The 14586-nt window shown below is 68.3% G+C and carries 13 protein-coding genes and 1 riboswitch; of the genes, 1 reads left to right on the top strand and 12 read right to left on the bottom strand.

The annotated features are described in order from the left end of the window. Positions 1 to 503: 503 nt before the first annotated feature. From KXD97_RS22935 to secA2, 12 genes are all read right to left on the bottom strand, one after another. Positions 504 to 1241 (bottom strand): thioesterase II family protein, encoded by a 738-nt coding sequence (locus KXD97_RS22935; protein WP_260752672.1) that lies wholly within the window; start codon positions 1239 to 1241, stop codon positions 504 to 506. 30 nt (positions 1242 to 1271) lie between these two features. Next, positions 1272 to 4121, bottom strand: coding sequence for an aminomethyl-transferring glycine dehydrogenase (gcvP, locus tag KXD97_RS22930; RefSeq protein ID WP_260752671.1), 2850 nt, complete (start codon positions 4119 to 4121; stop codon positions 1272 to 1274). A gap of 154 nt (positions 4122 to 4275) precedes the next feature. Then, a riboswitch (glycine riboswitch) is annotated at positions 4276 to 4374 on the bottom strand. 22 nt (positions 4375 to 4396) lie between these two features. Next, complete coding sequence (locus KXD97_RS22925; RefSeq protein ID WP_260752669.1) at positions 4397 to 5020, bottom strand: MerR family transcriptional regulator; 624 nt, start codon at positions 5018 to 5020, stop codon at positions 4397 to 4399. 212 nt (positions 5021 to 5232) lie between these two features. Further along, positions 5233 to 5727 carry a bifunctional nuclease family protein gene (locus KXD97_RS22920; RefSeq protein ID WP_260752668.1) on the bottom strand — a complete coding sequence of 165 codons (495 nt, stop codon included), beginning with the start codon at positions 5725 to 5727 and terminating at the stop codon, positions 5233 to 5235. A gap of 49 nt (positions 5728 to 5776) precedes the next feature. Continuing rightward, positions 5777 to 6520, bottom strand: coding sequence for a MerR family transcriptional regulator (locus KXD97_RS22915; RefSeq protein WP_260752666.1), 744 nt, complete (start codon positions 6518 to 6520; stop codon positions 5777 to 5779). 23 nt (positions 6521 to 6543) lie between these two features. Beyond that, positions 6544 to 7017, bottom strand: a complete 474-nt coding sequence (gene garA / locus KXD97_RS22910; RefSeq protein WP_260752664.1) for a glycogen accumulation regulator GarA — start codon at positions 7015 to 7017, stop codon at positions 6544 to 6546. Between the two features lie 156 nt (positions 7018 to 7173). Then, the gene (gene gcvH / locus KXD97_RS22905) at positions 7174 to 7569 is read right to left on the bottom strand and encodes a glycine cleavage system protein GcvH (RefSeq protein ID WP_260752663.1); all 396 of its coding nucleotides are present in this window, start codon (positions 7567 to 7569) and stop codon (positions 7174 to 7176) included. 21 nt (positions 7570 to 7590) lie between these two features. Further along, positions 7591 to 8355, bottom strand: a complete 765-nt coding sequence (locus tag KXD97_RS22900; RefSeq protein WP_260752661.1) for a DUF881 domain-containing protein — start codon at positions 8353 to 8355, stop codon at positions 7591 to 7593. A 2-nt stretch (positions 8356 to 8357) separates the two neighbouring features. Continuing rightward, positions 8358 to 8690: a small basic family protein gene (locus KXD97_RS22895; RefSeq protein WP_260752659.1), complete on the bottom strand. Its 333-nt coding sequence runs from the start codon at positions 8688 to 8690 to the stop codon at positions 8358 to 8360. Then, on the bottom strand, positions 8691 to 9578 hold the full coding sequence (locus KXD97_RS22890) for a DUF881 domain-containing protein (RefSeq protein ID WP_260752657.1): 888 nt from the start codon (positions 9576 to 9578) through the stop codon (positions 8691 to 8693). Continuing rightward, positions 9575 to 10156: a CDP-alcohol phosphatidyltransferase family protein gene (locus tag KXD97_RS22885; protein ID WP_260752654.1), complete on the bottom strand. Its 582-nt coding sequence runs from the start codon at positions 10154 to 10156 to the stop codon at positions 9575 to 9577. Before KXD97_RS22885 ends, KXD97_RS22890 begins: the two co-directional genes overlap by 4 nt. 10 nt (positions 10157 to 10166) lie before the next feature. Beyond that, positions 10167 to 12512, bottom strand: a complete 2346-nt coding sequence (gene secA2 / locus KXD97_RS22880) for an accessory Sec system translocase SecA2 (protein WP_260752652.1) — start codon at positions 12510 to 12512, stop codon at positions 10167 to 10169. Between the two features lie 138 nt (positions 12513 to 12650). On the opposite strand from secA2, the gene KXD97_RS22875 reads away from it, so the two are divergent. Next, positions 12651 to 14549: an ABC transporter ATP-binding protein/permease gene (locus KXD97_RS22875; protein WP_260752651.1), complete on the top strand. Its 1899-nt coding sequence runs from the start codon at positions 12651 to 12653 to the stop codon at positions 14547 to 14549. The last annotated feature ends 37 nt before the right edge of the window (positions 14550 to 14586 follow it).

Raw genomic sequence — 14586 nt, 5'->3', positions numbered from 1 at the left:
GATGACCCCTTCGCAGCTCTTGGCCGCACATTCCCCCGCTCGCCGGAAGGCTAACACTGACCCGTCAATTTTGTTGAGCAATCCGACCATGGATTAGACCACGACATGCTTGCCAGAGGGAAGTTGGCGGATTCCGGCATTTTTCGCCCGTTTTGTGCATAGGGAAGCACTTCCCGCCCGATGTACAGCGTGCTCACAGTTTTGCCAGGCGTAGAAACAGCCCACTTGACACCAGGTATCCGGGTTGCTCCATGGGTGTGACGTGCGGGTACGCGGTTACGCCGACGGCGTCGACGAAAACAGTGCTCGGATCGTCTTGACGCGCGCGTAAGGCGTTTGCCGAGATCGCACGCTCGCGTCAATTAAATATCTGACTCGCCGGTAAGTTGTGGGCCCGTACCGGTGGCAGACGGGTGCGCCGACGGGCTCCGCACGGGGGTGCGTCGCGCGGCTGCGGGCGAGCGATTCGTGTGACTCCTGTGGTGAAAACCACAGCGTGTGCGCTATGGGGATATCTGCGCCCAGAGCTTGGCTTCGATGTCGGGCACCACGTCGTCGAGGTGATCATTGAGGTAAAAGTGGTGCCCGGGCAGTTCCCGCGCGGTGAACTCGGCGGTGGTCCGCTCACTCCACGGCTTCACCTTCTCTGCCGTGGCGATCTCGTCGTCATCGCCGAAGAACGCGTGGATCGGCGCCGAGAGCCTCACCTCCGGCGGGCAGGTGTAGTTGGCGATCGCCTTGAGGCCACGCAGCGTCGGCAGGATCGCCGCCGCGAACTCCGGGTTCTTCATGAACTCCGGGTTGGCGCCCGTCATCGAGCTGACCGCGGCCAGCAGACCCTCGTCGTCGTCGGGAATGTCTTCGTAACCCACTCGGCCGGGTGCGGCGACCGCCGAGACGAAGAGCGCGGTGATCGGCCGTCCGGCCTCCTCGAAGCGGCGGGCCACCTCGAACGCCAGCAAACCTCCCATGCTGTGCCCGAAGAAGGCGATGGGAGGTCCGTGGACGCCGCCTTCTTTGTCCGGGGAGACCATCTTGCACACCTCGTCGGCCAGCGCGGGCAGGCTGGTGAACGACGCGAAGTCCTGCTTGCCACGCTGGCCGGGATACTGCACCGCGACCCGCTTGATGTCGGTGGTGAAGGTCTTGGCGAACGGTACGTAGTACTGCGCCGAACCGCCGGCGTGCGGGAAGATGAACAACTTCGGCTGGCCTGCAGTCTCCCCAGGGGCTCCCGTCATGCCGGTCACCCTATCGCCCGCCGGTGCCGGTCAGGCGAACGCCTCCACCGGCGGGCAGGAGCACACCAGGTTGCGGTCGCCGTAGGCGCCGTCGATGCGGCGCACCGGTGGCCACACCTTCGGCCGGAACGACGTGCCCAACGGATAGGCCGCCTGCTCGCGGCTGTACGGGTGGTTCCAATCGCCGACGAGCAGACACTGCGCGGTGTGCGGCGCACCGCGCAACGGGTTGTCGTCCACCGACCACGTTCCGGACCCGACCTTGTCGATCTCGCCGCGGATCGCGATCATCGCCTCACAGAAGGCGTCGATCTCGGCAAGCGACTCGCTCTCGGTCGGCTCGACCATCAGGGTGCCCGCGACGGGGAAGCTCATCGTGGGGGCGTGGAAGCCGTAGTCGGCCAACCTCTTTGCGACGTCGTCGACGGTGACTCCGGTGGCTTTGGTGATCGAGCGCAGATCGAGGATGCACTCATGGGCGACCATGCCGTTCTCGCCCGTGTAGAGCACCGGGTAGTACTCGTCGAGCCTGCGGGCGATGTAGTTGGCCAACGCGATCGCCACCAGCGTCGCCGACCGCAAACCCTCGGCGCCCATCATCCGGATATAGGCCCAGGTGATCGGCAAGATCGAGGCCGACCCGTACGGCGCCGCCGACACGGTGTGCTCGTCGGACAGTTCCTCGGCCAGCGGATGGCCGGGCAGGTACTGCGCCAGATGCGCGCGCACCGCGACCGGGCCGACGCCGGGGCCTCCCCCGCCGTGCGGGATGCAGAAAGTCTTGTGCAGGTTCAAGTGGCTGACGTCGCCCCCGAACCGGCCAGGGCGGGCCAGTCCTACCAGCGCATTCAGGTTGGCGCCGTCGACATACACCTGCCCGCCGGCGTCGTGCACCGCGGCGCAGATCTCGGCGATGTCGTGCTCGTACACCCCGTGGGTCGACGGATAGGTGATCATCAGCGCCGACAGTCGGTCGGCGTGCTCGGCGACCTTGGCGCGCAGGTCGTCGAGGTCGACATCGCCGTTGGGGCGGCAGGCCACCACGACGACCTTCATGCCGACCATCGCCGCGGACGCCGCGTTGGTACCGTGCGCGCTGGACGGGATCAGGCACACGGTGCGCTCGGTGTCCCCGCGAGCGCAGTGGTAGGCCTGGATCGCGAGCAGGCCCGCGTACTCGCCCTGCGATCCGGCGTTCGGCTGCAGCGAGACCTCGTCGTACCCGGTGATGGCGGTCAGCCATGCCTGTAGGTCCGCGATCAGCCGGCGCAGCCCCGGAGTATCGGCGGCGGGGGCGAACGGGTGCTGGCGGCCGAACTCCGGCCAGGTGATCGACTCCATCTCGGCGGCCGCATTGAGCTTCATCGTGCAGGAGCCGAGCGGGATCATGCTGCGGTCCAGCGCGATGTCCTTGTCGGCCAAAGACCGCAGATACCGCATCATCTCGGTCTCGGTGCGATACCGGGTGAACGCCGGATGGGTCAGGAACTCCGAGGTCCGCGTCGTGATCGATGGTCCGGCGTACTCCCCCGCGGTCACCTCGGCCGAGAACGCGCCGAGCACATCGGCGATGTGGCCGTCGGTGGTCGCCTCGTCACACGCCACCGAGATGTGGTCGTCGTCGACGAGCCAGACGTTGATGCCGCGCTCCTTGGCGGCGGAGCGGACCGCGCCCGCGCGTCCCGGCACGCGGGCCAGCACGGTGTCGAAAAACGACCCGTGCACCACCTCGACGCCCGCGGCGGTCAGGCCCGCCGCCAGCGTCCTTGCCTTGTCGTGCACGCGCTGCGCGATCGCGCGCAGCCCGTCCGCGCCGTGATAGCTCGCGTACATCGCCGCCATGACGGCCAGCAGCACCTGCGCGGTACAGATGTTGCTGGTGGCCTTGTCGCGGCGGATGTGCTGTTCGCGGGTCTGCAACGCGAGCCGGTAGGCCGGTGAACCGTCAGCGTCGACCGACACCCCGACCAGCCGGCCGGGCAGCTGGCGGGCCTGCTTGGAATGCACCGCCAGGTATCCGGCATGCGGGCCGCCGAAGCCCATCGGCACGCCGAAGCGCTGGGTGGTACCGAACGCGACATCCGCGCCGATCTCACCAGGCGGGGCGATCAGGGTCAGAGCCAGCAGGTCCGCCCCGATGGCCACCAGCGCGCCGCGCTCGTGGGCCTGCTCGACCAGCGCGGACCAGTCGTTGACGGCACCGCCGGCGCCCGGCAGCTGGGTGATCACGCCGAAGAATTCTCCCTCGGGCAGGCCCTGACGCAGGTCGGCCGTGACGATCTCGATGCCCAGCGGTTGGGCGCGGGTCGCCAGCACCGCCGCGGTCTGCGGATAGATGTCGACATCGACGGCCAGGCGTTGGGCCGGGCCGCGCACCGCGCGGTGCATCAGCGTCATCGCCTCCGCGGCGGCGGTCGCCTCGTCGAGCATCGATGCGTTGGCGACTTCGAGCCCGGTCAGGTCGGTGACCATCGTCTGGAAGTTCAGCAGCGCCTCCAGCCGGCCCTGGCTGATCTCGGGCTGGTACGGCGTGTACGCGGTGTACCAGGCCGGGTTCTCCATGATGTTGCGCAGCAGCACCGGCGGGGTCAGCGTGTCGTAGTAGCCCTGCCCGATCATCGACACCGCGACGGTGTTCGAATCGGCCATCGCCCGCAGTTCGGCCAGCGCCTCGGCCTCCGTGGCCGCCGGCGGTAGATGCTCCAGCCCGGGCGCGATACCGGCCGCCGTCAGAGAGTCCAGGATCCCGGCGGGCAGCGCCTTGGCCGCGAGTTCGTCCAGGGAGCTGACCCCGATGGTGTTCAGCAGCGTGTCGAGGGCGGGGGCGTCGGGTCCGACGTGGCGGTCGACGAACGAAAGGGTGCGGGGCTGGTCAGACACGTGTGCAGTTCTCCCGGGGGCGCGAACGACGGCGGCTCCTCCCCCTCTGTCGTCGACCCGGACCGGGCTGCCTGAGAGATTCGGCCGCTCGGCCTTTCCCCATGGGCGGGTGCACCGGCCGGCGTGGACGGCGAACCGCTTTCCAGAGGCATCGGGGCTTCACGCGGTCCAGGGTGCCTGAGAGGTTGACGGAGAGGTGTTGCTCCTTCGGCGCCCGTGGCTGGCGGCCACGGGACTCTCCCGCGCGACGGCGATGCGCGAGCGAGTCTACCCGCTCAGCCTATTTTCCGATCCCGGTGCTTACGCCTGGACGCCAACTCGTCCTCCGGCGCCGAGATCGACTCGCCGCCGTCGGCGCGCTCGCCGGGGAAGTCGGCGATGGCGCCGGTCAGCTCACGCATCGCGCCGGACACCGCGATGCCGAACACGCCCTGGCCGCCTTGAAGCAGGTCGACCACTTCTTCTGCCGATGTGCACTCGTACACCGTGGTGCCGTCGGAGAACAGCGTGATGTTTGCCAGATCCTGGACACCGCGCTGACGCAGATGATCGACCGCGACGCGGATGTTGTGCAACGAGATACCGGTGTCGAGCAGCCGCTTGACGATCTTGAGGACCAGGATGTCCTTGAAGGAGTACAGCCGCTGGCTGCCCGACCCGGCGGCGCCGCGGATCGAGGGCACCACCAGCGAGGTACGGGCCCAGTAGTCGAGCTGACGATAGGTGATGCCGGCGATCTGGCAGGCGCTGGGCCCGCGGTAGCCGACGAGCTCGTCGGGCACGGAGTCGTCAGGAAACAGACCGGCCTGGACCGGCTCGCCGGTGACGCGGGGAAGATCGTCCGCCTGCACAGAGCCGGTGGTCAGGTCCAGTTGCTCCTGGCGTGGCGTGTCTCCCACTTGCGAATCCTCTCGCCGATCGAACTCTGACCTGCGTGGGCGCACTCAACCCCTGCTTACACCCTGCCCGAACCTCGTTCGAGCATACGCTTGACGGCGTTGGATGACTGCCCGTCGGGACCAAGTATGGCGTCCTGTTTCGGCGTTTCAGAAAACCCGGCCCGCGTGTCGAACGCGACGAGACGCATCCGTGACCAAGATCAGCGCTGCGGTCAGGTCGCCTTGAAATCGTCGGGTGACACGCTGTCGAGGAATTCCTTGAACTTCTCCACCTCGTCCTCGCGCACCCCGCCGCCGGACTCCTCGTCGGTCTCGTCGGGAATCAGCAGCCCCGCCTCGGCCAGCACGGCCTCCTCGACATAGATCGGCACGCCGACGCGCAGCGCGATCGCCACCGAATCAGACGGACGCGCTGAGACCTTGATGTCACGGTCGAAGATCAGGTCCGCGTAGAAGGTGCCTTCCTGCAGATCCACGATGCGCACCTCTTTGAGCGAATGCCCAAGCGCGGCAATCACATCGCGGAACAAGTCATGCGTCATCGGCCGCAGCGGCTCGACGCCCTGCTGTTCGAGGGCGATCGCAGCCGCCTCGGACTGCCCGATCCAGATCGGCAGATACCGGTCACCGTTGGACTCCCGCAACAGCAGGACAGGCTGGTTCTGAGGCGGCTCAACGCGAATGCCGATCACACGAACCTCACCCATGTGTGCCTACCCTCCGCACGCCGACGAACTCGTGGCTCGAGTCTAGTCCTCAGCGATCCAGAACGTCGCGTACCGCCGACTTGATCAGTGACGTGTGCAACGTGATCGCCAGGGCAGCCACCTCGCGGGCCAGGTCGTCGGCGCGGTCCCGGGCTCCGGCCTTGCCGCCCTTGCCCACCGGGCCGGCGATCTGAGCGATCAGGTCCGACTGCCGGTCGGCGGCCGAACGGAACGCGCGCAGATGACGCGGCTCGACACCGTAATCGGCCAGGGCGCGCGCGCACTGGGCGATCACCACGGAGTGCTCGTCGAAGAACGAGGTGCCGCCACCCTTGAAGATCGGGGTGATGATGCCGGCCTTGAGCAGTGCGCCCAGCAGTTCCTCGCCCACGCCGGAGCGCTCCAGCAGATCCTCGCGGCTCAGGCGCACCAGGGCGGGGCCGGCTGCCACGGCGGTCTCCGTCGTCTCCTGACCCACCGGCACCAGACGCGGTGTCGCATATGCGGATCCGGGCCGGGGCAGTTCCCCGTCGGGTTGCGCGTCGAGCTGGGCCTTGATGACCTTCAGCGGCAGGTACTGGTCCCGCTGCGCGGTCAGGATGAAGCGCAGCCGCGCGCAGTCGTAGGCGGTGAAGCGCCGGTACCCGGACGCGGTCCGCTCGGGCGTGACAAGACCCTCCGACTCCAGGAAACGGATCTTGGAAATCGTGACATCGGGAAACTCGTCGCGGAGCAGATCCAGCACAACGCCGATCGACATCCCGCGCAGTGCCGGTGTGTCGGGTTGCGTCATCGGTGCTTACCGGGCGCAGTCACTCATTCGGATGCGCCGCCGTCGGCGCCCTTCGGTCCGGTCAGGAACACCAGACGGAACTTACCGATCTGCACCTCGTCACCGTTGACCAGCACGGCCGAGTCGACCGGCTCCCGGTTGACGTAGGTGCCGTTGAGGCTGCCGACGTCGACGACCTGGAACTCGCCACCCTCCAGCCGGAACTCCGCGTGCCGGCGGCTGACGGTGACGTCGTCGAGGAAGATGTCGCTGTCGGGATGGCGGCCCGCCGACGTGGTGGGCTGGTCGAGCAGGAACCGCGACCCGGCGTTCGGGCCGCGCTTGACGACCAGCAGCGCCGAACCGGCCGGCAGGCCTTCTACTCCCGAGACCGCGCTGTCGCCGCCTGCGGCGGGCGGAGCGTCGAGCTCGTTGAGGAAGTCGGCGCGGAACACCGATGTGGTCTCCACGGTGACTTCGTCAGAATCGGCCCCGGTATTGAAGTCCTTGTCCGTCACCCGCTGCTCCTCACTGGCTGCCGTGGCGGTATCCGGCCAGACCCCCGGCCGATGCGCCGCTGGTGTCGACCGTACCGCGCATACGACCGCATTGTGTCCACCACTGCTGGATCCGCACGTCGCGTCCCAGCCTGTCTGAACGACCCTAACAAGACCTCAGTCCGTCGCGTGGGCGCGGTAGCCCTCCGCGTCGAGCAGACCTGCCAGGTCACCCTGCAGGGTGCCGGCCTCGGCCTGCAGTTCAACCAGCCAGCCCCCGCCGTACGGATCCGAGTTGACCAGCTGCGGGTTGCTCTCCAGGTCACCGTTGACCGCAACGACTTTCGCGGTGATCGGGGCGTAGAGATCCGACACCGATTTCGTCGACTCCACCTCACCGAACGACTCGCCGGCCGTCACCTCTGTGCCCACGTCGGGCAGCTGCACGAACACCACATCGCCCAGGGCGGACTGTGCGTAGTCGGTGATGCCGACACGCACCGTGTCGTCGCCGGTCTGCTGCACCCACTCGTGTTCAGCGGTGTAGGACAGGTCGGCGGGGATCTCGCTCACGGGGCTCCTTGGTCGGGAAGGTCATTTGACGGGCTGAGCGTATTGGCGCGGTTTCGGTTGCCGCAAGGCGGTCACGTCCACCCGGCCGGACTGTTGTACCACCATCGTGCCTCCGACGCGTTCGACGCTGTCCATCGCGCCGCCCGGGATGTTCATCGCAGCGGCCAGGGTGGGCGGATCCCCGATCGCGATCACCGAGTACACGGGGCCCATCGTGGTGGAGTCGACGATCAGCGACCCAGCACTGCCGACCACCCAGGTGCCGACCCCGACCCGGACCGTGACTTGCTGGCCGTTGTGCTCGCCGCGGATCTCCATCGCCTCCGCGCCGGCCGCGCGCAATTCGTTGATCACGTCGAGCATCGTCTCGGCGGCCACGCCGCGCGCGGGGTCGGTGATGGTCAACGTCACACCCGGACCGGTCGCGGCGACGGTGCCGATCAGGATCGACAGCGCCGCCAGCCGGGACCGGGCGTTCTCGATCGCGGCCTGGTCGTCACTGCCGGAGGTCTGCAGTTCGTTCAGCGTCTGCTGTAGATCGGCGACCTCGGTGTTCAGCGCGGCTTCTCGCTGCTGCAGCGAGTCCAGCAGCACCACCAGGTCGGCCGGTCGGGCGGTCTCCAGCGAGTCGCCGGAATCGGTCTGCTGCACCTGGGTGGCGATCCCGACGCCGAGCAGCAGGCACAACAGGACGGCCAGGACCCCGAAGACGCGCTGCGGGCGTCCGCTCCTGCCCGACCGCGGCTCGGCACCGGGCGGGAATTCGTGGCGGCCGTGCTCAGTCATCGTCAGGCACCGAACAACCTGCGCCGCAGTGCCGCGGCATTGCCGAAGATCCGGATCCCGAGGACGACGATGATCGCGGTCGTGAGCTGGGTGCCGACGCCGAGCTGGTCACCGACGTAGACGATCAGCGCGGCCACGAGCACGTTGAACACGAAGGACACCACGAACACCTTCGAATCGAAGATGCCCTCCAGGTAGGCCCGGAGCCCGCCGAACACCGCGTCGAGCGCGGCGACCACCGCGATCGGCAGGTACGGCTGGACGAACTCGGGGACGTCGGGATGGAACACCACACCGAGCACGATTCCGACGACCAGAGCGACGATTCCGATCAACTAGGACCCCATCTGTTCAGCGAAGTTGATGTCGCGGACCGAGCCGGCCGGCAGCACCAGACCGTCGCCCTGGGAGACGTTGACCACCACCCCGTAGGACGTCTCCAGCAGCCGTAGCCGCTGCAGGCCCGCGCTGCGGTCGAAGCTGTCCGCCATGGCGTTCGGTGGCCCCACCGCGAGGATCTCATACGGACTCGAGACCGGCTGATTGTCGACGAGGATCCCGCCCCCGGCCTGGCGGACCGTCACATTTGGCCCGATACGCACGCCGCCGACCGAGATGGCTTCGGCCCCGCTGACCCACAGCGAGTTCACGACCAGCTGCAGGTCCCGGTCCAGGATCACCTGCCTGCTGCCCGCCACGCGCTGTTTGGAGACATCGGTGAGGTTGGGCGACATACCCGGGTCGGTCACCGTGAGGGTCAATCCCGGCCCGATCACCGGTACGGCCGCGGCGGCGACATTGGCCTCGTCGAGTTCACCGAGCAGCCGGCGTCCGGTGGCGTCCCCCTCCAGCCGGCTGCGCCGTTCGGCGTTCACCTGGCGGGTCAGCTCGTCGCGCTGCGCCGCGACCGCGTCGGTGGCGGCCTCCGCGGAGCGCACGCTGCCCGCCAGTACCTGCTGGGTCTCGCGCACGCCGGGTGCGGTGTCCCTGGCCTGCGCCCAGGCCAGCGCGAACACCGCGGCGACCAGCACGGCGGCGAGCACCTGCCACAGCGCGTCGGAAGACCGCCGGCGCGGCGCGCCGGACTGCGCGGCCGCGGCGTAGCCGGGGTCGAGGTGCTCGGTGAGCAGCGAGCGCAGCAGCGACGGCACCGGAATGCGCGTCGGCCCGCCCGCTTCGTGCGTGTTCCGTCCGGACGAGTCGAATCCCCCCAGCGTGCTCATGGCCGTGGCATCACCTTCAGGACCATCCCGACCTGAATCAGGTACAGCACCCCCGACCACAGGTACATCGCCAGACCCCAGATCAGGAACCCCCACCCGATCGCGAGAACCACCCTGCTCCACTGGGCGTCGAACTGGCCGAGCAGCACCAGCGGCAGCCCGGACATCAGCGCGAACGTGGCGGCCTTGCCGATGTAGGTGACCGGCAGCGCTGACAATCCGCGGCTGCGCAGCACCGGCAGCGTGCCGGCCAGCACCAGATCTCTCCCGAGCAGCAGCGCCACCACCCACCACGGGATGACTCCGGCCAACGCCATGGCGACCGGAACGACGATCATGTAGATCCGGTCGACCAGCGGATCCAGCAGCTCGCCGAGCCGGGACGACTGGTTGTCGAAGAGCCTGGCGATCTTGCCGTCGGCCCAGTCGGACACTCCGCTGAACATCAGCACCGCGACCGCCCACCCGGTCGCCTCGACCATCAGCAGCCACAGGAACACCGGGACCAGCACCAGCCGGATCACCGACAAAGCGTTGGGCACCGTCAACACCCGGTCACGCACGGGAGCGTGGTCCATGCAGGTAAACCTAGCGGAACACCCCGGGCAGGCTCAGGGCCGACAGGGTGTCGTCGGCCAGCGGATTGTCGTGAACCATGTAGGTCCACGTCGACGTCGGCCGGGCCAGCTTGGACAGGTCGACTCCGGGCTCGTCCTCGATCGACGGCGCGGTCTCGAAGGTCTGCTGCGCGGCCTCGATCGCGTCGGCGGCCAGCGACGCGAACGCGTCGACTGCCATCCGGTGGAACTCGTCGAGCGGGTTCTGCCGGCCCAGCGCGCGCAGGTGGATGCTCTCCCGGATGTCAGCAAGAAACGCCAGGTGGTCGGCCCAGGCCCGGTCGAGGTGGTAGAGCATGATCAGCCGGCAGCTCTTCTCCAGCTGCGCGTCGGCATCCTCGCCCAGCCTGGTCTTGATCTCCTGGTAGCGCTGCGGGGACAGCTCGGCGATCTCGTCGCGCGCGGTTGTGGTGCGCAGCAGGTTGTCTCGGCGCTCGACCAGGATGGCCCGCTGCTGGGCGATGAGCTGGTTGTAGCGCCACGTGTTGGCGTGCACGTCGAGCAGCCGGCCCTCGGCGACCCGCTGGGCGTGCTCAAGCAGCGTCGCCGCCTTCGGGCTCAGGACGCGGCCGTTCTCGTCGCACTCCAGCGGCAGCTTGTTGTCGTCGAGATGCGACACCACCAGGTCGTCCTCCCAGCTGGAGAAGAACACCGAGGTGCCGGGATCGCCCTGCCGGCCCGCCCGCCCGCGCAGCTGGTTGTCCAGCCGCTCGGTGTGGTGCCGGCCGGTGCCGATCACATGCAGGCCGCCCAGCTCGGCGACCCGATCGTGGTCCTCCTCGCCTGAACCGCCGAGCCGGATGTCGGTGCCGCGCCCGGCCATCTGCGTGGACACCGTCACCGCGCCGAGCTTGCCGGCCTCGGCGATCACGGCCGCCTCCTCGGCGTCGTTCTTGGCGTTCAGCACCACCGCAGGAACCCCGGCCTTGACCAGACGCTCGTGCAGGTCCTCGGACTCGGCGACGTCGCGGGTGCCGACCAGCACCGGCTGCCCGGTCTGGTGGATCTCGGCGATGTGCTCGACGACGGCGTCGTTCTTCGCCGCGATCGTGACGTACACCCGGTCGGTCTCGTCCTCGCGGATGTTGGGTTTGTTGGGCGGGATCGGTGAGACGCCCAGCTTGTAGAACTGGCGCAGCTGCTCACCGGCGGCCAGCGCGGTGCCGGTCATCCCGCAGACCCGCGGATACCGGTTGATCAGCGCCTGCACCGTGATGGTGTCGAGCACCTCGCCGGTCTCGGTGGTCTCGATGCCCTCCTTGGCCTCGACCGCGGCCTGCAACCCGTCGGGCCAGCGCTGCAGGGTCGCGATGCGGCCGCGGGACGAGTTGATCAGGTGCACCGCATCGTCGCGGACGATGTAGTGCACGTCGCGCTGCAGCAGCACGTGGGCGTGCAGCGCGACATTCACCTCGGTCAGCGTGGTGGCGACGTGCTCCTCGGAGTACAGATCGATGCCGCCGAGGGCCGCCTCGATCTTCCGTGCGCCGGCCTCGGTCAGATGCACGTTGCGGCTGTCGTTGTCGGTGGCGTAGTCGGTGTTCTCGTCCAGCTCACCGACCAGGCGGATCAGTTCCACCCGCGGGGTCTCGCGATGGCTGGTGCCCGCCAGCACCAGCGGTACCAGCGCCTCGTCGACGAGCACCGAGTCGGCTTCGTCGATCAGCGCCACGTCGGGGTTCGGGGAGACGAGGTCCTCGACATCGGTGACGAGCTGATCGCGCAACACGTCGAACCCGACCTCGTTGACCGACGCGTAGGTGATGTCACACCGATAGGCGGCCCGGCGCTCGGCGGCGGTGGATTCGGCGGTGATCCAGCCGATGCTCAGGCCCATCGCCTCGATCAGGGGACCCATCCATTCGGCGTCGCGGCGAGCCAGGTAGTCGTTGATCGTGATCACGTGCACGCTACGCCCGGCCAGCGCGTAGCCGGCCGCGGCGATCGCGCCGGACAGCGTCTTGCCCTCGCCGGTGGCCATCTCGACGACGTCGCCGGCCAGCATCCGCAGGGCCCCGAGCAACTGCACGTCGAAGGGACGCAGCCCGGTGGTGCGTTCGGACGCCTCGCGGGCGATCGCCAGGAACTGCGGGATGTCCGCGGAGTCGGCGAGGTCGTCCAACTCGAGCAGTCTGGCGGCCTTGCGCAGCTGGTCGTCGTCGAGGTCGGCGGCCTTGGCGTCGAACTCGGTCGCCTTGTGCACCTGAGCCATCGACCGGGACTGGTCCTTGTCGGTGCTGGCGCCGAGCAGCTTCCAGAAACGGCCCGACAGCCGACCGGTCTTCGGGGAGTCCTTCTTGGAGGAGGTGCGTGCCACAGGATCACGGTACTTGGCCTCGCGCGCATGATTCCGCCGTGACCTCCGCCAGCCTGCCCGGCGGGTCTCCCCTGGGCGCGAGCACCTGCGGTAACTTCGCCGCAAGCCGGATCGCATGCGGAGGGGGGTCGCCGGGCGGTGGACACCGTTGACACCCAGACGTTCCGCCCGACCCTCGACTGGGGCCGCGAGTTCTTGCATTCGCTGTCGTGGATCGGCACCACGTTTGCGCTGACCGCGGTGTCGCTGCTGGTGATCCTGGCCCTGCTGGCCCATTTCACCCAGTGGGGGCGTCAGTTCTGGCGCGTCACGGGCGGCTACTTCACCGGACGGCGCAGCGCGGTGGTCTGGCTGATGTTCGCGCTGCTGCTGCTGTCGGTCGTCGTGTCGGTCCGGTTGAACGTGCTGCTGACCTACTACGTCAACGACCTGTTCACCTCGCTGCAGGTGGCGTTCCAGGGCGGCATGAACAGCGGTGTCGCCGGCTTCTGGGCATCGATGCGGGTCTTTGCCGTGCTGGCGGTGTGCTTCGTGGTCCGGCTGCTGGCCGACATGTACCTCACCCAGCGGTTCATGATGCGGTGGCGGATCTGGCTGAGCCGGCGCTTCATCGACGACTGGCTCGGCGACCTCGCCTACTACCGCGCACAGTTCGCCGGCCGGCCCATCGACAACCCGGACCAGCGGATCCAGCAGGACATCGACGTGTTCACGGCCGGCGTCGGGGGCACGCCGAACAATCCGATCTACAACTCCGGCAACACCCTGCTGTTCGGCGCCGTGGAGGCCGTGCTGTCGGTGCTGTCGTTCGGCCCGATCCTGTGGCGACTGTCCGAACCGGTCACGCTCGGCGGGCTGACGCTGCCGCGCGCGCTGTTCTGGATCGTCGTCATCTACGTGCTGGTGGCCACGATCATCGCGTTCGCCATCGGACGCCCGCTGATCCGGCTCAGCTACATCAACGAACTGCGCAACGCGGGCTTCCGCTACGCGCTGGTGCGGGTGCGCGACGCCGGCGCCGCGATCGCGCTGTACCGCGGCGAGCCGGCCGAACAGTCGGTGCTCAAGGGTCGGCTGGACGCGGTGATGGCCAACTACCGTCGCTGGCTGAACCGCATGATGCTCTACTTCGGCTGGAACGTGTCGGTGAGCCAGACCATCAACCCGCTGCCGTGGCTCGTGCAGGCGCAGGGCCTGTTCGCGGGCCGCATCACGTTCGGCGACGTGTGGCAGTCGTCGAACGCGTTCGGCGCGATCCACGATTCCCTGTCGTTCTTCCGGAACGCCTACGACCAGTTCGCGAGCTATCGGGCGGCGATCATCCGGCTCGACGGACTGGTCGACCAGAACACCAGGGCGGGCACGTTCACGGCGGTCAGCACGGCGCACTCCGACGACGGCGCGCTGGCGGTGGAAGGCGTCGAGGTGCGCAAACCGGACGGCACCCCGCTGGTACGCACCCTCGACCTGCAGGTGCGGACCGGTGAGGCGCTGGTGATCACCGGGCCGTCCGGGATCGGCAAGTCGGTCCTCGTGCAGAGCCTGGCCGGAATGTGGCCGTACGCGTCGGGCCGGGTGCTGTTGCCCGACGGCCGCGACGAGGCGATGTTCGTCCCGCAGCTGCCGTACTTCCCGGTGGGCGACCTGCGCACGGTGGTGTCCTACCCACAGCCGTCGGGCACATTCGACGACACGGTGATCCAGCAGGCCCTGCTCGATGTCGCGCTGCCCAACCTGGTCATCCGGCTCAACGACGAGCAGGACTGGGCCAAGGTGCTGTCGGTCGGCGAGCAGCAACGCATCGCGTTCGCCCGCATCCTGGTCGCGAAACCGAGGACGGTGTTCCTCGACGAGTCCACCTCGGCGATGGACGAGGGTCTGGAGCAGACGCTCTACCGGGTGCTGCGCACCCAGTTGCCCGACACGATCGTGGTCAGCGTGAGCCACCGCGACTCGGTGGCGCCGTTTCATCACAGGCGGTTGGCGCTGGTCGGCGACGGCCAGTGGCGGCTCGAGCGACTCACAGATCCGGCATAGCCACGCCGATACGCCCCCTCGGGGTCGGCGCGGTACC

It is taken from the genome of Mycobacterium sp. SMC-8 (assembly GCF_025263565.1).
Taxonomy (GTDB): Bacteria; Actinomycetota; Actinomycetes; order Mycobacteriales; family Mycobacteriaceae; genus Mycobacterium.
This window is presented reverse-complemented; position numbering and strand designations above follow the sequence as displayed.